Origin of the sequence: Mesoflavibacter sp. SCSIO 43206 (assembly GCF_019904215.1) — a bacterium.
GTDB classification, from domain to species: domain Bacteria; phylum Bacteroidota; class Bacteroidia; order Flavobacteriales; family Flavobacteriaceae; genus Mesoflavibacter; species Mesoflavibacter zeaxanthinifaciens.
In genome coordinates this window covers 2,828,179-2,842,236 of the sequence record NZ_CP063201.1, presented here as the reverse complement: position 1 = coordinate 2,842,236, position 14,058 = coordinate 2,828,179, and the positions used below count along the sequence as shown (strand labels likewise).

At 30.4% G+C, this 14,058-nt stretch carries 15 protein-coding genes; 12 read left to right on the top strand and 3 right to left on the bottom strand.

The genetic code is table 11. From position 1 onward, the window contains the following. Positions 1-19 precede the first annotated feature (19 nt). The 9 genes from INR78_RS13065 to INR78_RS13025 all read left to right on the top strand — a co-directional run bounded on the left by INR78_RS13065 (position 20) and on the right by INR78_RS13025 (position 9,012). Positions 20-1,249, top strand: a complete 1,230-nt coding sequence (locus INR78_RS13065) for a class I SAM-dependent rRNA methyltransferase (RefSeq protein WP_223076870.1) — start codon at positions 20-22, stop codon at positions 1,247-1,249. Between the two features lie 60 nt (positions 1,250-1,309). After that, entirely contained in the window at positions 1,310-2,254 is a 945-nt protein-coding gene (locus tag INR78_RS13060; RefSeq protein WP_223076869.1) for a nitronate monooxygenase family protein, read from the top strand. 1 nt (position 2,255) lies between these two features. After that, on the top strand, positions 2,256-2,876 hold the full coding sequence (locus tag INR78_RS13055) for a YiiX/YebB-like N1pC/P60 family cysteine hydrolase (RefSeq protein WP_223076868.1): 621 nt from the start codon (positions 2,256-2,258) through the stop codon (positions 2,874-2,876). An 82-nt stretch (positions 2,877-2,958) separates the two neighbouring features. After that, positions 2,959-4,233: a hypothetical protein gene (locus INR78_RS13050; RefSeq protein ID WP_223076867.1), complete on the top strand. Its 1,275-nt coding sequence runs from the start codon at positions 2,959-2,961 to the stop codon at positions 4,231-4,233. Between the two features lie 46 nt (positions 4,234-4,279). Continuing rightward, positions 4,280-4,702, top strand: a complete 423-nt coding sequence (locus INR78_RS13045) for a PaaI family thioesterase (RefSeq protein WP_027878851.1) — start codon at positions 4,280-4,282, stop codon at positions 4,700-4,702. Between the two features lie 3 nt (positions 4,703-4,705). Next, a complete protein-coding gene (locus INR78_RS13040; protein ID WP_223076866.1) occupies positions 4,706-5,830 on the top strand; it encodes a chorismate-binding protein in 1,125 nt (374 codons plus the stop codon). Between the two features lie 62 nt (positions 5,831-5,892). Next, positions 5,893-7,641 carry a 2-succinyl-5-enolpyruvyl-6-hydroxy-3-cyclohexene-1-carboxylate synthase gene (menD, locus tag INR78_RS13035; protein WP_223076865.1) on the top strand — a complete coding sequence of 583 codons (1,749 nt, stop codon included), beginning with the start codon at positions 5,893-5,895 and terminating at the stop codon, positions 7,639-7,641. 125 nt (positions 7,642-7,766) lie between these two features. Continuing rightward, positions 7,767-8,105: a DUF2853 family protein gene (locus INR78_RS13030; RefSeq protein ID WP_106678042.1), complete on the top strand. Its 339-nt coding sequence runs from the start codon at positions 7,767-7,769 to the stop codon at positions 8,103-8,105. Between the two features lie 70 nt (positions 8,106-8,175). Then, complete coding sequence (locus tag INR78_RS13025; RefSeq protein WP_106678040.1) at positions 8,176-9,012, top strand: S1 RNA-binding domain-containing protein; 837 nt, start codon at positions 8,176-8,178, stop codon at positions 9,010-9,012. Here the strand turns inward: INR78_RS13025 and INR78_RS13020 are convergent. Then, on the bottom strand, positions 8,999-9,430 hold the full coding sequence (locus tag INR78_RS13020; protein WP_223076864.1) for a hypothetical protein: 432 nt from the start codon (positions 9,428-9,430) through the stop codon (positions 8,999-9,001). The two genes, INR78_RS13025 and INR78_RS13020, sit on opposite strands and share 14 nt — an antisense overlap. 291 nt (positions 9,431-9,721) lie before the next feature. Between INR78_RS13020 and INR78_RS13015 the strand changes: the two genes are divergently transcribed. The 3 genes from INR78_RS13015 to INR78_RS13005 are packed head-to-tail and all read left to right on the top strand — an operon-like array spanning position 9,722 to position 12,369. Further along, positions 9,722-10,561, top strand: a complete 840-nt coding sequence (locus INR78_RS13015) for a 1,4-dihydroxy-2-naphthoyl-CoA synthase (RefSeq protein WP_027878857.1) — start codon at positions 9,722-9,724, stop codon at positions 10,559-10,561. A gap of 1 nt (position 10,562) precedes the next feature. Further along, entirely contained in the window at positions 10,563-11,468 is a 906-nt protein-coding gene (gene menA / locus INR78_RS13010; RefSeq protein WP_223076863.1) for a 1,4-dihydroxy-2-naphthoate octaprenyltransferase, read from the top strand. Positions 11,469-11,478: 10 nt separating this feature from the next. After that, on the top strand, positions 11,479-12,369 hold the full coding sequence (locus INR78_RS13005; RefSeq protein WP_223076862.1) for a hypothetical protein: 891 nt from the start codon (positions 11,479-11,481) through the stop codon (positions 12,367-12,369). A gap of 4 nt (positions 12,370-12,373) precedes the next feature. Here the strand turns inward: INR78_RS13005 and INR78_RS13000 are convergent, their stop codons facing one another. Both INR78_RS13000 and INR78_RS12995 read right to left on the bottom strand, forming a co-directional pair. Then, complete coding sequence (locus INR78_RS13000; RefSeq protein ID WP_223076861.1) at positions 12,374-13,165, bottom strand: SDR family oxidoreductase; 792 nt, start codon at positions 13,163-13,165, stop codon at positions 12,374-12,376. Beyond that, entirely contained in the window at positions 13,149-14,054 is a 906-nt protein-coding gene (locus INR78_RS12995) for a sterol desaturase family protein (protein WP_223076860.1), read from the bottom strand. The genes INR78_RS13000 and INR78_RS12995 overlap by 17 nt, the downstream gene beginning before the upstream one ends. Positions 14,055-14,058: the final 4 nt, after the last annotated feature.

Genomic DNA, 14,058 nt, shown 5'->3' with positions numbered 1-14,058 from the left:
TTTGTAGTAAAATTAGTAGATGACTTTTTCAGAAAAAATAAAAGCAAATTACCAACCTAAACGCCTTGCTGTAAAATTAAATGCAAAAGGAGAACAGTTTGTGGTAAAAGGTCATCCTTGGGTATTTTCTAACAGTATTGTTAAGATAAATGACGATGCTAAAACTGGTGATTTAGCTATCATTTTCAGTAAAAACAAAAACAAAGTCATAGCATTAGGTTTGTTTGATGCTAATTCGCCTATTCGTATCAAAATCATACACAATTCTCAAGAAAAGGTTGAAGTCAATTCCGCTTTTTTTCATTATAAAATAGAAAACGCATTTGCTTTAAGGCAACCGTTATTGCAAACTAATACTAATAGTTACCGTTTATTGTTTGGCGAAAATGATGGATTTCCTGGGTTAATTGCAGATGTGTATGACAAAGTTTTGGTCGTTAAATTATATTCCGAAATCTGGCTACCTTACATAGAAACCATTATTCCTAGTTTACAACAAATTTCTGAAGCTGAAACTGTAGTTATTAGATTAAGCCGAAGTTTAGAAAATTCATCTAATCACCAATTAAAAGATGGTGATGTTATTTATGGCGAATTACATAATGAAGTTGTTGAATTTGTTGAACACGACGTAAAATTTTCAGCTCACGTCATTAAAGGTCACAAAACAGGTTATTTTTTAGATCACCGTGCAAATAGAAAACAAGTAGGAGAGTGGAGTAAAAACAAAACCGTATTAGATGTGTTTAGTTATGCTGGCGGATTTTCGGTACATGCATTGTATAATGGCGCAAAAGAAGTAACCAGTTTAGATATAAGTAAACAAGCGCTGGAAGTTGCTGTTCAAAACGGAAAATTAAACGATTATACAGGAATACATAAAACCATTGCAGGTGATGCTTTTGAAGCACTGAAGCAACTTATTAAAGACAAGAAAACGTTTGACGTAGTTGTTATCGATCCGCCAAGTTTTGCAAAACAAGCGTCAGAGATTGATTTAGCTAAAAAGAAATACGCGCAGTTAGCCCAATTAGGAGAACAACTTACTGCTAAAAATGGACTATTAGTTTTAGCCTCATGTTCTTCTAGAGTTGTTCCTCAAGCGTTTTTCGATATAAATAAACAAGTGTTATTAGACAGTAATAGAATTTTCAACTTAATTTTAAAAACTGGACATGACATTGATCATCCAGTAACCTTTCCAGAAGGAGAATACCTTAAATGTGGTTATTATAGATTTCAAAACTAAAAAGTGTTATGCATGCATAATATTTTTTGTATATTTATGCGATCAAATAAACTGATAAATATGCAAACTAAACTTACAGAGTTACTTAATATAAAACATCCTATCATAATGGCGCCAATGTTTTTGGTGTCTAACGTTGCAATGGTTAAAGAAGCAATGAATTCTGGTATTGCTGGATGTATACCAGCATTAAACTATCGTACTTTAGAAGAATTAAGAGCAGCAATTAAAGAACTTAAAGCTAGCAAGCCTGAAGGTGGTGCTTTTGGATTTAATTTAATCGTAAACAAATCTAACCCAAAAGCAAAAGCACAATTAGATGTGCTATGCGAAGAAGGTTGTGATTTTATTTTAACCTCTTTAGGTAATCCAAAAGAAACGATAGAACATGCTCACAAAGTAGGTATCAAAGTGTTTTGTGATATTACCGATTTACGTTTTGCTCAAAAAGTAGAAAGTTTAGGCGCAGATGCTGTTGTTGCAGTAAATAACGAAGCTGGCGGACATAGAGGAAATATCTCACCAGAAGAATTAATTTCAACTTTAAAAGATAATTTAAATATTCCTGTTATTTCTGCTGGTGGCGTTGGCTGTAAGGCAGATATTGATAAAATGTTAAGTTATGGTGCTGTTGGCGTTTCTGTTGGAAGTCCGTTTATAGCCTCAGTAGAGGCTGGCGTTACTGATGAATATAAGCAAGCTTGTGTAGATTATGGCGCAAAAGATATAGTAATGACCGAGCGTATTTCTGGGACACCATGTACAGTCATTAATACACCTTACGTTAAAAAAATTGGTACAAAAGCTACTTGGATAGAAAACCTGTTAAACAAGAATAAAAAATTGAAAAAATGGGTGAAAATGATTCGTTTTTCAATAGGAATGAAAGCTACCGAAAAAGCAGCTAAAAAAGCGACTTACAAAACGGTTTGGGTTGCAGGTCCAAGTATAGAACACACTAAAGAAATTTTGCCTGTAAAAGACATTATTTCAAATTTAGTTTAAGATGAAATACTTATGCTTTATCCTAGTCTTAATAGTCTCTTGTGCAAAAAAAGAGACTATAAAAACTGGTGATGTTATTTTTAGAGAACCCATTTCAATAAGTCAACTTTCTGAAGCTATAAATGAAGTCACCCAAACTCAAAAAGTGACTAATTATACGCATATGGGAATTTGTTTTATTGAAAATGATTCGGTAAAAGTCATTCATTCCGATGCAGATTTAGGCGTTGTAATTCAACCGTTGCAAGTGTTTTTACAACCAGAAGATTCTACAACGTATTTTGCAGATGTTTACCGTATAAATCAGCTTGAATCTGCTCAAGCTTCAAAAGCTATTAGTAACGCAAAAGCATTGCTTGGTCAGCCATACAATACCACTTACATTTTTGAAGATGAAGGTTATTATTGTTCAGAATTTGTCTACGAAGCCTTCAAAGATCATCAAGTATTTCAATTAGAACCAATGACCTTTAAAGATCCTAAAACCAATCAGTTTCACGAAGGTTGGGTTAGTCATTACAAAGCATTAAATATCGAAATTCCTGAAGGTAAATTAGGTTGTAATCCTAACGGAATGGCAAATAACAAGCACCTAACTTTAGTAAAAAGCTTTAGAAATTAGTTAATAAAATATTAATCTCTGAAATTGATTCTTTAAGGGTTTTTAAGTTTTGTAACTTGTAGAAAACCAACTAAAAATCTTAATGAAACGCTTTTTCTATCTTCTTATCATTGTGCTTATAATCTTTATAGGCTTATTATATTGGTCAACTTCTTCTACAGACCAAGTTTTCAAAAAGTCAGAATTAATCAATATTAAAAACATCAATTCGGTAGATTTTAAAACTAAAGATTCTGTTTTAATTGCAGCAAGTTCTTTGTTTAAAGCAGATGAAGTAAAAAAACTAATGCAAGGCGAGCAATACCGTAAAGCTTGGTCAACACCTGTAAAAGTCCCAGTTATGTATTTAGATACATTATTTGGTGGCGTTACTATAGAAAAAGAAGGTGGCGGTAAGCAAACCCATTCTCTAAAATTAAAAACCAAAAATGATATCGAATTAACGTTACGCAGCGTTAATAAAGATCCAGAAGCTTTAATTCCAGAATTTGCAAAAACTTTAGGTTTAGAAAATATTGTAGTAGATGGCATTTCTGCACAACATCCTTACGCAGCTATTTTGGTGGCTAAATTGGCAGAACACGCCAAAGTACATCACACGAAACCTAAATTAGTCTTTGTACCAAAACAGAAAACACTAGGTAATTATAATGATAAATACGGAAATAGATTATTTCTTTTAGAATATGAAACCGAAAGCAAAACCAATTGGACTAAAGAAAATAATGTTGTAGAAATTTTAGATACAGACGATTTACAAGAGCTAAAATTAGAGCAACCAGAACAACTTACACTAGATAAAAAAGCTTTGATTCGCGTACGACTTTTTGATTTATTAATTGGCGATTGGGACAGACATACCAAACAATGGGGCTGGATTGTAAAACAAGAAAATGAAGCGCTAAAAGCTATACCAATTGCAGGAGATAGAGACAATGCTTTTTTTAGTGTAGATGGCGTTTTACCAACCATACTTTCAGATAAAAATGTAGTTCCAGAATTAAGACCATTTACATCAGAAATAGATTTTATGCCAGGATTAGTCTATCCTTTTGATCAATATTTCCTTATAAATACTTCAGAAGAATTATTTGTCGAGCAAGCAAAACAGCTTCAGCAATTATTAACCGATGAGGTTTTAGAACAATCGTTGTCTGTTTGGCCAAAACAAATAGCAGAAATAGATGGAGAAGAAATTATCTCGAAAATAAAATCAAGACGTGACCATTTAATAGAATATGCCAAGCAATTTAAAGCCGAAATTGATAAAAAAGGTTTGGTAAATCAATCATTAAAAGGCTCGGAAGACATTAATTTGCCTGAAAAATTATTACAGTGTTTTGAGTGTAATAATTAAAATTCTTCTAAAATAGTTAGTAAATTTACAGCTCAAAATTATAACAATGCAATACACAAAAGAAGAAGTGCTAGCACAAGCCAATAAAGCTAGTAAAAATACACTAATGGAAACTTTAGAAATAGAAATGGTAGATTTTGGACCAGATTTTTTAGTTGCCAGAATGCCAGTTACTTCAAAGGTACATCAACCAGATGGTGTGTTACATGGTGGCGCAACAGCAGCGTTGGCAGAAAGTGTTGGTAGTTTTGCATCGGTGATATTTACAGACTCTAATTTAATGGTTAGAGGCTTAGAAATTACAGCAAATCACGTGAAAAGTATTAGAGAAGGATTTGTATTTGCAAAAGCAACATTTTTACACAAAGGTCGTACCACGCAATTGTTGGATATTAGAGTTACCGATCAAGATGAAAACCTAATATCTATCTGTAAATTGTCAACTATTTCTTTACCAAAAAAGAAGTAATTAATGCAGCAATCGTTTTTCAATCAATTACAAAATCGTTTAGAAAATCAGTTACCATTTGTAGCGTATCGTAAGCCAAATGAGACTAGCGTTTATGCTATTTTACAAAAGAATGATGCTTTAAATTATTGTCAAGATTTTACTAATTCTGGTTTTGTGTTTTCACCTTTTGAAAATATTGAAAACGCCATTATTTTTCCTTTAAATCAAAGTGAAATTATTGAATTTAAAGATGAAATAATTTTAGATGAAACTGAACATTCTCAATCAAATTTCAATTTAGAAAATAGAGAAAAAGCAAAGCAATTTCACGTTAATTTAGTTGAAAATGCTGTAAATGCAATTAAAAACGAAAGTTTTAAAAAAGTAGTTGTTTCCAGAGTTGAACAATCGCCATTTAATAGTTCAGAAACTATTTTGCTATTTAAAAGATTGCTAAATAATTACAAGACCGCAATGGTGTATTGTTGGTACCATCCAAAAGTAGGTTTGTGGTTAGGAGCAACACCAGAAACGTTATTAAAAATTGAAGGTAACCGATTGCAAACAATGTCGTTAGCAGGTACACAACCGTATGTAAATACAACAGATGTAACTTGGCAAAATAAAGAAATTGAAGAGCAGCAATTTGTGACCGATTTTATTGTAGATAGCCTTAAACCATTGATAAATACAGTAAGTACTACAAAACGACAAACTATAAAAGCTGGTCAATTACTACACTTACAAACAAAAATTTCGGCAGTTTTTGATAAAGCTAATTTCAACTTTAAAAATGTTTTAAAAGCGTTGCATCCTACGCCAGCAGTTTGCGGATTACCAAAAGCGACAGCAAAAGATTTCATTTTAAAAAATGAAAATTATAATCGTGAGTTTTATACCGGTTTTTTAGGCGAACTTAATTTTACTCAAACAAAATCAAGAAATACCAACCGTAAAAATGTAGAAAATAATGCCTACCAAAGCATTAAAACTGTCACTAATTTATTTGTTAATTTACGTTGTCTTCAAATAAAAAATAATCAAGCATTAATCTACGTTGGTGGCGGAATTACAAAAGATTCTAACCCAGAAAAAGAATGGGAAGAAACCGTTGCTAAAAGCTTAACCACAAAAAGCTTACTTTAGGCTAGATTTCTTTTAAAATCAAATTCATTTAGACTTAAAAATTGCGTATTTTTGTAAGTAGAATGAAGTACCCAAAAATTCCTTTAGCACAGACCGTTGTTCAGCTTTGTAAAGCTAAACAGATTCAACATATTATTTTATCACCAGGTAGTCGTAATGCGCCGTTAACCATAGGTTTTACGCATGACGATTATTTTAAATGTTACAGTATTGTAGACGAGCGTTGTGCGGCATTTTTTGCTCTTGGTATTGCACAACAAATTAATGCGCCAGTTGCGGTTGTTTGTACGTCTGGTAGTGCTTTATTAAATTATTATCCAGCAGTCTCAGAAGCATTTTACAGTAATATTCCTTTAGTGGTTTTAAGTGCCGATCGACCAAAATATTTGGTTGGTATTGGTGACGGACAGACAATTAATCAAGAAGATGTCTATAAAAATCACATTTTATATTCGGCAAATTTGAAGTTAGATTTAGACGAAAAAAAATCTAAAAAACAAGACGATTTACCGATAATGAAAAACATTGAAAATAGATTAGAGTCTTTTTTAGGTTTACAGCAGAATATTCAAGACTATAATGAAACTGAAATTAATAAAGCCATAAATACTTCTATAGAAAATTTAGGTCCAGTACACATTAATATTCCGTTTGACGAGCCACTTTATGATAGAGTAGACGCACTTACTGTTAATCCAAAAGAGATACAACCTAATGTTGAAGATGAAATTGAAAGCGATTACCAAACATATGCTGAAATTTGGAATAAAGCAGATCGAAAACTGGTTTTAGTAGGTGTTTTAAGCCCAAATTCTGTAGAGCAAAAATTTATCAACCAATTGGCAGAAGATGATAGTGTTTTGATTATGACAGAAACTACATCAAACCTTCATCATTCTAAGATTGTACCAAGTATAGATAAATTAATAGCAGCGTTAACACCTGAAGAATTTCAAGTTTTAAAACCTGAAATTGTATTAACATTTGGAGGTTTAATAGTTTCAAAAAAAATAAAACGCTTTTTAAGAGATTATCAACCAAAACACCATTGGCATGTTGGTAAAAATAAAGCTAACGATACATTTTTTGTTCTAGATAAAGTCTTTAAACAAAATATAAATTCATTTTTTAATGCTTTTTTACCACTAACTATTACTAATCAAAGTAAATATGCTTCATTTTGGTTATCACAATTAGAAAATCGTAGAAAAAATCATATTGATTACTTAAATAAAATAGAATTTACAGATTTTAAAGCATTTCATTCTATTTTAAATACTATACCAAATAATTGGCAACTTCAAGTTAGTAATAGCTCCACGATTAGATATTTGCAATTATTTGATGTCAATCCTACTTTAGAAGTATTTTGTAATAGAGGAACAAGTGGCATTGATGGTAGTACAAGTACAGCAATTGGAGCAGCGATAGGTAATACAAAACCCACACTTTTTATTACAGGAGATTTATCTTTCTTTTATGATAGTAATGCCTTGTGGAACAACTACATCTCAAATAACTTCAGGATTATTGTTATAAATAATGAAGGTGGAGGAATTTTTAGGATACTTCCAGGTCATAAAAACACTGCTAATTTTGATTATTATTTTGAAACAAAACATCATTTAACAGCAGAGCATCTTTGTAAAATGTACAATTTTGAATATGAAAGAACTAAAGATGAATTTGAGTTAAATGAAGCTTTATCAAAATTTTATGAACTATCAAACAAACCAAAGTTGTTAGAAATTTTTACACCATCTACCCAAAATGATGATGTTTTACTTAATTACTTTAAAGCGATAAAATAATTTTATCGTAAAAAAATACCTTTTATCGTATTTGTTATATTTGTGAATAGTAACCATTTACAATACATCAAAAAATTGTACCTTTAAAGTAGCTAAAAAATATTAATCTATAAAAAGTTATTATTATGAGTAAACGCGATGAATTAATTACTAAATATGCAGCAGATTTAAAAGATAAATGTGGTGTAAATCCTGATATGGATTTGTTAACTAAAGTAACGATAGGTTGCGGACCATCAATCTACAATGCAGATGCAGCAACTGTTTCTGGATCTGATCAATCTGAATTAGATACAGTAAAAAACAATTTTTTAATTAAAAAATTAGGTTTAAATGATGGACCAGAATTAGATAAAGCAATAGATGCTGTTATGGAAACTTACGGTAAATCTAACAGAAATAAATATAGAGCTGTTGTATACTATTTATTAACTAAACATTTTAATAAAGAATCTGTATACTAATAGATAAAAAATATTAAAAAAAGCGTTACACAATTCTGTAACGCTTTTTTTATATGCTTACATTTGCAAAATGATACAAATAGGAGAATATAATACACTTGAAATTTTAAGAGACACACAACCAGGATTATTTCTTGGTGATAGTGAAGGTAACGAAGTATTGTTGCCAAACAGATACGTACCAGAACATTTTGAAATAGGAGATAAGATTGAAGTATTTGTTTATCTAGATAATGAAGAACGTATCATAGCAACAACAACAAAACCTTACATTAAAAACGGAGAGTTTGCAATGCTACGTTGTAATGAGGTTTCTAAATATGGTGCTTTTTTAGACTTTGGTTTAGTAAAAGAATTATTCTGTCCGTTTAAAGAGCAAGCTTTCCCGATGAAAAAAGGAGGTTGGTATTTAGTAAGGTGTTATATAGATGAAAAAACAGAACGTCTAGTAGCTTCAAGTAAAACCAATAGATTTCTAGATAATACTAATCTAACCGTAGAACAGTTTGAAGAAGTAGATTTAATAGCATCACATCCAAGTGATATTGGTATGAATGTTATTGTAAATAATATACACTCAGGATTAATTTATAAAGACAATATTTATCAAGATATAAGTGTTGGAGACAAGCTAAAAGGAATAGTTAAAAAAATTAGACCAGGTAATAAATTAGATATAACTCTAGGTCAAATAGGTTACAGAAGTATAGAGCCTAATGCAGATAAAATCTTAGAAGAATTAAAAGATAACTCTGGTTTTTTACCTTATAATGATAAATCTAGTCCAGAAGATATTAAGGATGCTTTAGAGATGAGTAAAAAAAGCTTCAAAAAGGCAATAGGTACACTTTATAAACAAAAATTAATATTAATTAAAGAAGATGGTATACACCTTAACCAACATTAAACTGTCTATACTTACTTTGATTTCTTAATCTACACCAATTTATAGCTTCATATAAATCATTAAATCTTTCCATCTTAAACCTAAAGAAAAATTTTTCCATTAAAGCACTTTGCCAACTACTTTCAAATTCTGTAACTATAGCATAACCATTTAATTTTAAATTTCCTTTTTGAAATTTTAACCAATCTTGTGGTTTAACAGAGTATTTGTTAACTCTATTGGATATATAACAAATCTGTTTATCAGAAGGATAATGTTTTAAGGTTTCATGTATAATTTCTTGGGCTTCGTCCCATGTATAGGTAACACCTTCATTAATTTCAGAAATTATAATTCCGTCTAAAAAATAAAAGATACCACTATCAGATACATAAACATCTTTTATTTCATTGGCTAAGTTTGTGTTTTCAACTTTCATAAAAATTAATAGCGTTAAATTCTTTATGATTCAAAAATATTTCACTGGTAAATGAAACCATAAATTCAGGGTCAATTAAAATAAACTTTCGATAAAATTCACTTTTATAACGACAAACAAAAATAAAATGAAGAATAAATTATGTGTCTGTAACTATTTGAAAATTAGTTTTTTTAACACCTAAAACGTTTTAGATTTGTAAGAATTAAGCAAATTACTTACAAGTTATTTCTTGGTAAAACACACTAAAATTATATAATTACTTATTTTTACATTATAAAAAATAACATCATGAGCCAAATTAATTGGGAAACAGCCAAAGAATATCAAGATATAACTTATAGAAAATGTAATGGTGTTGCACGTATTGCATTTAACAGACCAGATGTACGTAACGCGTTTAGACCACAAACAACAAAAGAATTATACGATGCTTTTTATGATGCAAATGAAGACACATCAATAGGTGTAGTTCTTTTATCTGCAGAAGGACCATCTTCTAAAGATGGAATTTATAGTTTTTGCTCTGGTGGCGATCAAAAAGCTAGAGGACATCAAGGTTATGTTGGAGAAGATGGTTACCATAGGTTAAATATTTTAGAGGTACAACGTTTAATTAGATTTATGCCAAAAGCTGTAATAGCTGTTGTACCAGGTTGGGCAGTTGGTGGCGGACACAGTTTACACGTGGTTTGCGATCTAACTTTAGCAAGTAAAGAACATGCCATTTTTAAACAAACCGATGCTGATGTAACTAGTTTTGATGGTGGTTATGGATCTGCATATTTGGCAAAAATGGTAGGACAAAAAAAAGCACGCGAAATTTTCTTTTTAGGAAGAAATTATTCTGCACAAGAAGCATATGAAATGGGAATGGTAAATGCAGTAATACCACATGCAGATTTAGAAGACACTGCTTACGAATGGGCACAAGAAATCTTAGCTAAATCACCAACATCTATCAAAATGCTAAAGTTTGCAATGAACTTAACAGACGATGGTATGGTTGGACAACAAGTTTTTGCAGGTGAAGCTACACGTTTAGCTTATATGACTGACGAAGCAAAAGAAGGTCGTGATGCCTTTTTAGAAAAACGTAAGCCTAATTTTCCTAAAAAATGGATTCCTTAAGATGAAAAACACTTTAAAATGGATATCTGCAATGCGCTTGCGCACGCTACCTTTATCAATATCAGGAATAATTATAGCGTCTTGTTTTGCAGAATATAATGGTGTTTTTGATATAAAAATATTTGTATTAGCAATTTTAACCACACTTAGTTATCAAATTCTATCCAATTTAGCTAACGATTATGGAGATGGTATAAAAGGCACTGATAACGATGATCGTATTGGACCACAAAGAGCATTACAAAGCGGTGCTATCACTAAGGAAGAAATGTTTAACGCTATAAGAATAAACATATTAATATCTATAGTTTTAACTGTGGGATTGGTATATTATTCTTTTGGATCAGATAACCTTCTATTAGCTTTACTTTTTTTTGGTTTAGCAGGATTGGCGGTTAGAGCTGCTGTTAAATATACTGTTGGTAAATCTGCTTACGGCTATCGTGGCAAAGGAGATATTTATGTATTTGTATTTTTTGGTTTAGTAAGTGTTATAGGTTGTTATGTGCTGTATGCAAAGCAGATAGACCATGTAGTAATTTTACCAGCTATTAGTGTTGGTATGTTAAGTACAGCAGTATTAAATCTTAATAATATGAGAGATATAATCTCTGATACAAAATCAAATAAAATTACATTAGCGGTCAAATTAGGTAAAGAAAAATCAAAAAAATATCATTACTTTTTAGTTGGAGGTGCTATGATTTGTGCTCTCGTTTTTAGTGTTTTATATTATACTTCTTCACCTTTTAGTTTATTATTTATCATTTCTTACATACCATTACTTATACATTTGTCAAAGGTAAATAAGGTGTCAAATCCAAAAGACTTTGATCCTGAATTAAAAAAACTAGCTTTATCTACTGTATTATTTAGTGTACTTTTAGGTGTAGGTTATTTGTTGTAAATTATTTTATATGAAACTATTTAAAGTTATCGTTTTATCTTTATTGCTTTCAAGTTGCCAGTATAACCAGTCTGTAAAAAAAGACTTTAACACAGATACTTACACTAGAGGAAAAGGTCTTGCATGTAACGATGTCTATATGACAATTAATGATGTAGAGGATAACAGAAATGAAATTATCTACGGAGAAAAAATAAAGTTTATTTTCGATAATATAACAGGATTTAAAGTGGTCGAAGAGAAAGCATATCCTGCTATGTCAATTTATGTTGTTAAAAACCAAAAGGATACAGTTTTAAATATTCCAAACACGATTAAAGATATATCTGTTAATGGTACAGACTTAAAACCATTGCAATTGCAAGCTCATATAACTGCAGGCTTACCTTATTCTAAAAATGAAACATATAAAGTTTTTGTAAATATATGGGATACAAAAGGTAATGGTACTTATAATCTACAAATGCCTTTTACGATTAAAGAAAATGACCTTTTAAGAGTAAAGACTGAAGGGCTAGAATATTCTAATGTTTATTTATGGGACCAAAGCAAAGAGCAAGTATTGACTAGTAAAGATAATTTTAAATTCGGTAAAGAGTATTTATTATTTATTGAAGGTTTAGATGGATTATCAGTTAAGGACAGTCTTGTATATCCAATGTTTTCTTTAGATATTATTGATAATGATAAAGAGGAAATTTTATCAAGCAGTAATTTATTTAATGTTAGTGAAACTAAAGGAGTATCGTACAATGATATAAAAGAAAAATTTTATGTAAACTTCAGTTTTACAGAAGGTTACTTGTCTAATCCTTGTAAATTAAAATCTGTTGTTAAAGATTTATATTCAGAAAAAGAAATAAGAATCTTAACAGAAATTAATATAGAAACTCAAGAATAACTATTTACCTGACATCACTTTTAATAACTAAACTATGTAATAGTTTAGGAAAAAATCGTTTTAAATAAACTCCAAAAATTTCCTTTTTACCAATATATACTTCAAATTTTTCCTTTTGTATCGCTTTAATCATCCGTTTACTGAATTCAGAAACTCTTAATCCTTTTTCAGTAGCTTGATCTTGTTTATTTTGTAAACTTCCATCGCCAATTAAAGCATTTTTTGCAATATTAGTATTGACAAAACCAGGACAAACAATAGTTACTTTTATATTGTCTTTTTGATGTTCCATACGTAAAGCATCAAAAAAACCGTGTAAAGCATGTTTTGCGCCACAATATCCAGAACGATAAGGAGAACTAAATTTACCCATCAGACTTGTAACCACTACAAAATGACCATTTCTATTTTTGATAAAATGTGGTAGTAAAGCTTTACTTAACGCAACGGTACCTAAATAATCAACATCCATCAATTTTTTGTCTACACTAATATCTGTATCCACAATTAATGATCGTTGACTAATACCAGCATTATTAATTAAAATATCAATATTTCCAAAGCAGTTAACTGCGGTTTCAACAACCGTTTTCATGTTATCAATTTCGGCTAAATCAAAAGGAATAACAGTTACATTTTCAGGCGTTTTACAGGTTAGTTTTATAGCTTCTAATTTGGCTTTATTTCTTGCAGAAATAATTAACTTACAATCCATATTAGATAAATGCTCAACAAGACCTTTTCCTATTCCACTAGAGGCACCAGTTATCCAAACAACTTTATTGCTGAAGTTCATTTTGTCTGTTCTTTAACCATTCGTTTCTTAAATCATCGCTTAGTTTTCCTGTACCATCATGTTTCCAACCTGGTGGTTTTATTAGATAATTAATTCTATTTTTTAAAGAAATTTTATGTTTAAAAGTATCTTTAAACATAAAAAACCATTCTATAAAAGCAACTTTTACAGGATTATAAGTTTTAATATTGCTAACTAATCCATAGATCACCTTTTCATCATCTAATTCTTCTTGAAAAGTACCAAAAAGTTTATCCCAAATAATTAAAATACCAGCATGGTTTCTGTCTAAATAAATAGGATTGCTACCATGATGTACTCTATGATGCGATGGCGTATTAAATATAGCTTCAAACCATTTAGGCATTTTGTTAATAGCTTCTGTATGTATCCAAAATTGATACAACAAGCTTATTGACATTTGAAGTAAAATCATACCTGGATTAAAACCAACTAGAGGTAACCATAACCAAAAAATAAAGGTGTAAAAACCACCAGACCACGTTTGCCTTAAAGCTGTACTTAGGTTATAATGCTGAGAAGAATGATGCACAACATGCGAAGCCCAAAATAAACGACATTGATGAGATATCCTATGAAACCAATAATAACTAAAATCGTCAGCAAAAAAGATTAAAACAAAACTCCACCAAGTTACAGGAATCGTAAAAAGCCTAAAATTATCATACACAAAATAAAAGGCTGCTATAACAATAGCTTTGCTTATAAAGCCAAGTAAGACATTGCCAATGCCCATACTTAAAGACGTTACAGAGTCTTTAGTTTGGTAAGATTTTAAATTTAATCTAACAGTATAGACCACTTCTACAACCATAGCTATTATAAAAAAAGGAATAGCGTATAGTATAATATTAGGAAATTGATGCATTATA

Coding starts and splice junctions, on each gene's coding strand:
- INR78_RS13020 (WP_223076864.1), bottom strand. CDS start 9,430: ATGAAAGTTGAAAACACAAACTTAGCCAATGAAATAAAAGATGTTTAT.
- INR78_RS13040 (WP_223076866.1), top strand. CDS start 4,706: ATGCAGCAATCGTTTTTCAATCAATTACAAAATCGTTTAGAAAATCAG.
- INR78_RS13025 (WP_106678040.1), top strand. CDS start 8,176: ATGATACAAATAGGAGAATATAATACACTTGAAATTTTAAGAGACACA.
- INR78_RS13055 (WP_223076868.1), top strand. CDS start 2,256: ATGAAATACTTATGCTTTATCCTAGTCTTAATAGTCTCTTGTGCAAAA.
- INR78_RS13000 (WP_223076861.1), bottom strand. CDS start 13,165: ATGAACTTCAGCAATAAAGTTGTTTGGATAACTGGTGCCTCTAGTGGA.
- INR78_RS13050 (WP_223076867.1), top strand. CDS start 2,959: ATGAAACGCTTTTTCTATCTTCTTATCATTGTGCTTATAATCTTTATA.
- menA (WP_223076863.1), top strand. CDS start 10,563: ATGAAAAACACTTTAAAATGGATATCTGCAATGCGCTTGCGCACGCTA.
- INR78_RS13015 (WP_027878857.1), top strand. CDS start 9,722: ATGAGCCAAATTAATTGGGAAACAGCCAAAGAATATCAAGATATAACT.
- INR78_RS13045 (WP_027878851.1), top strand. CDS start 4,280: ATGCAATACACAAAAGAAGAAGTGCTAGCACAAGCCAATAAAGCTAGT.
- INR78_RS12995 (WP_223076860.1), bottom strand. CDS start 14,054: ATGCATCAATTTCCTAATATTATACTATACGCTATTCCTTTTTTTATA.
- INR78_RS13030 (WP_106678042.1), top strand. CDS start 7,767: ATGAGTAAACGCGATGAATTAATTACTAAATATGCAGCAGATTTAAAA.
- INR78_RS13065 (WP_223076870.1), top strand. CDS start 20: ATGACTTTTTCAGAAAAAATAAAAGCAAATTACCAACCTAAACGCCTT.
- INR78_RS13060 (WP_223076869.1), top strand. CDS start 1,310: ATGCAAACTAAACTTACAGAGTTACTTAATATAAAACATCCTATCATA.
- INR78_RS13005 (WP_223076862.1), top strand. CDS start 11,479: ATGAAACTATTTAAAGTTATCGTTTTATCTTTATTGCTTTCAAGTTGC.
- menD (WP_223076865.1), top strand. CDS start 5,893: ATGAAGTACCCAAAAATTCCTTTAGCACAGACCGTTGTTCAGCTTTGT.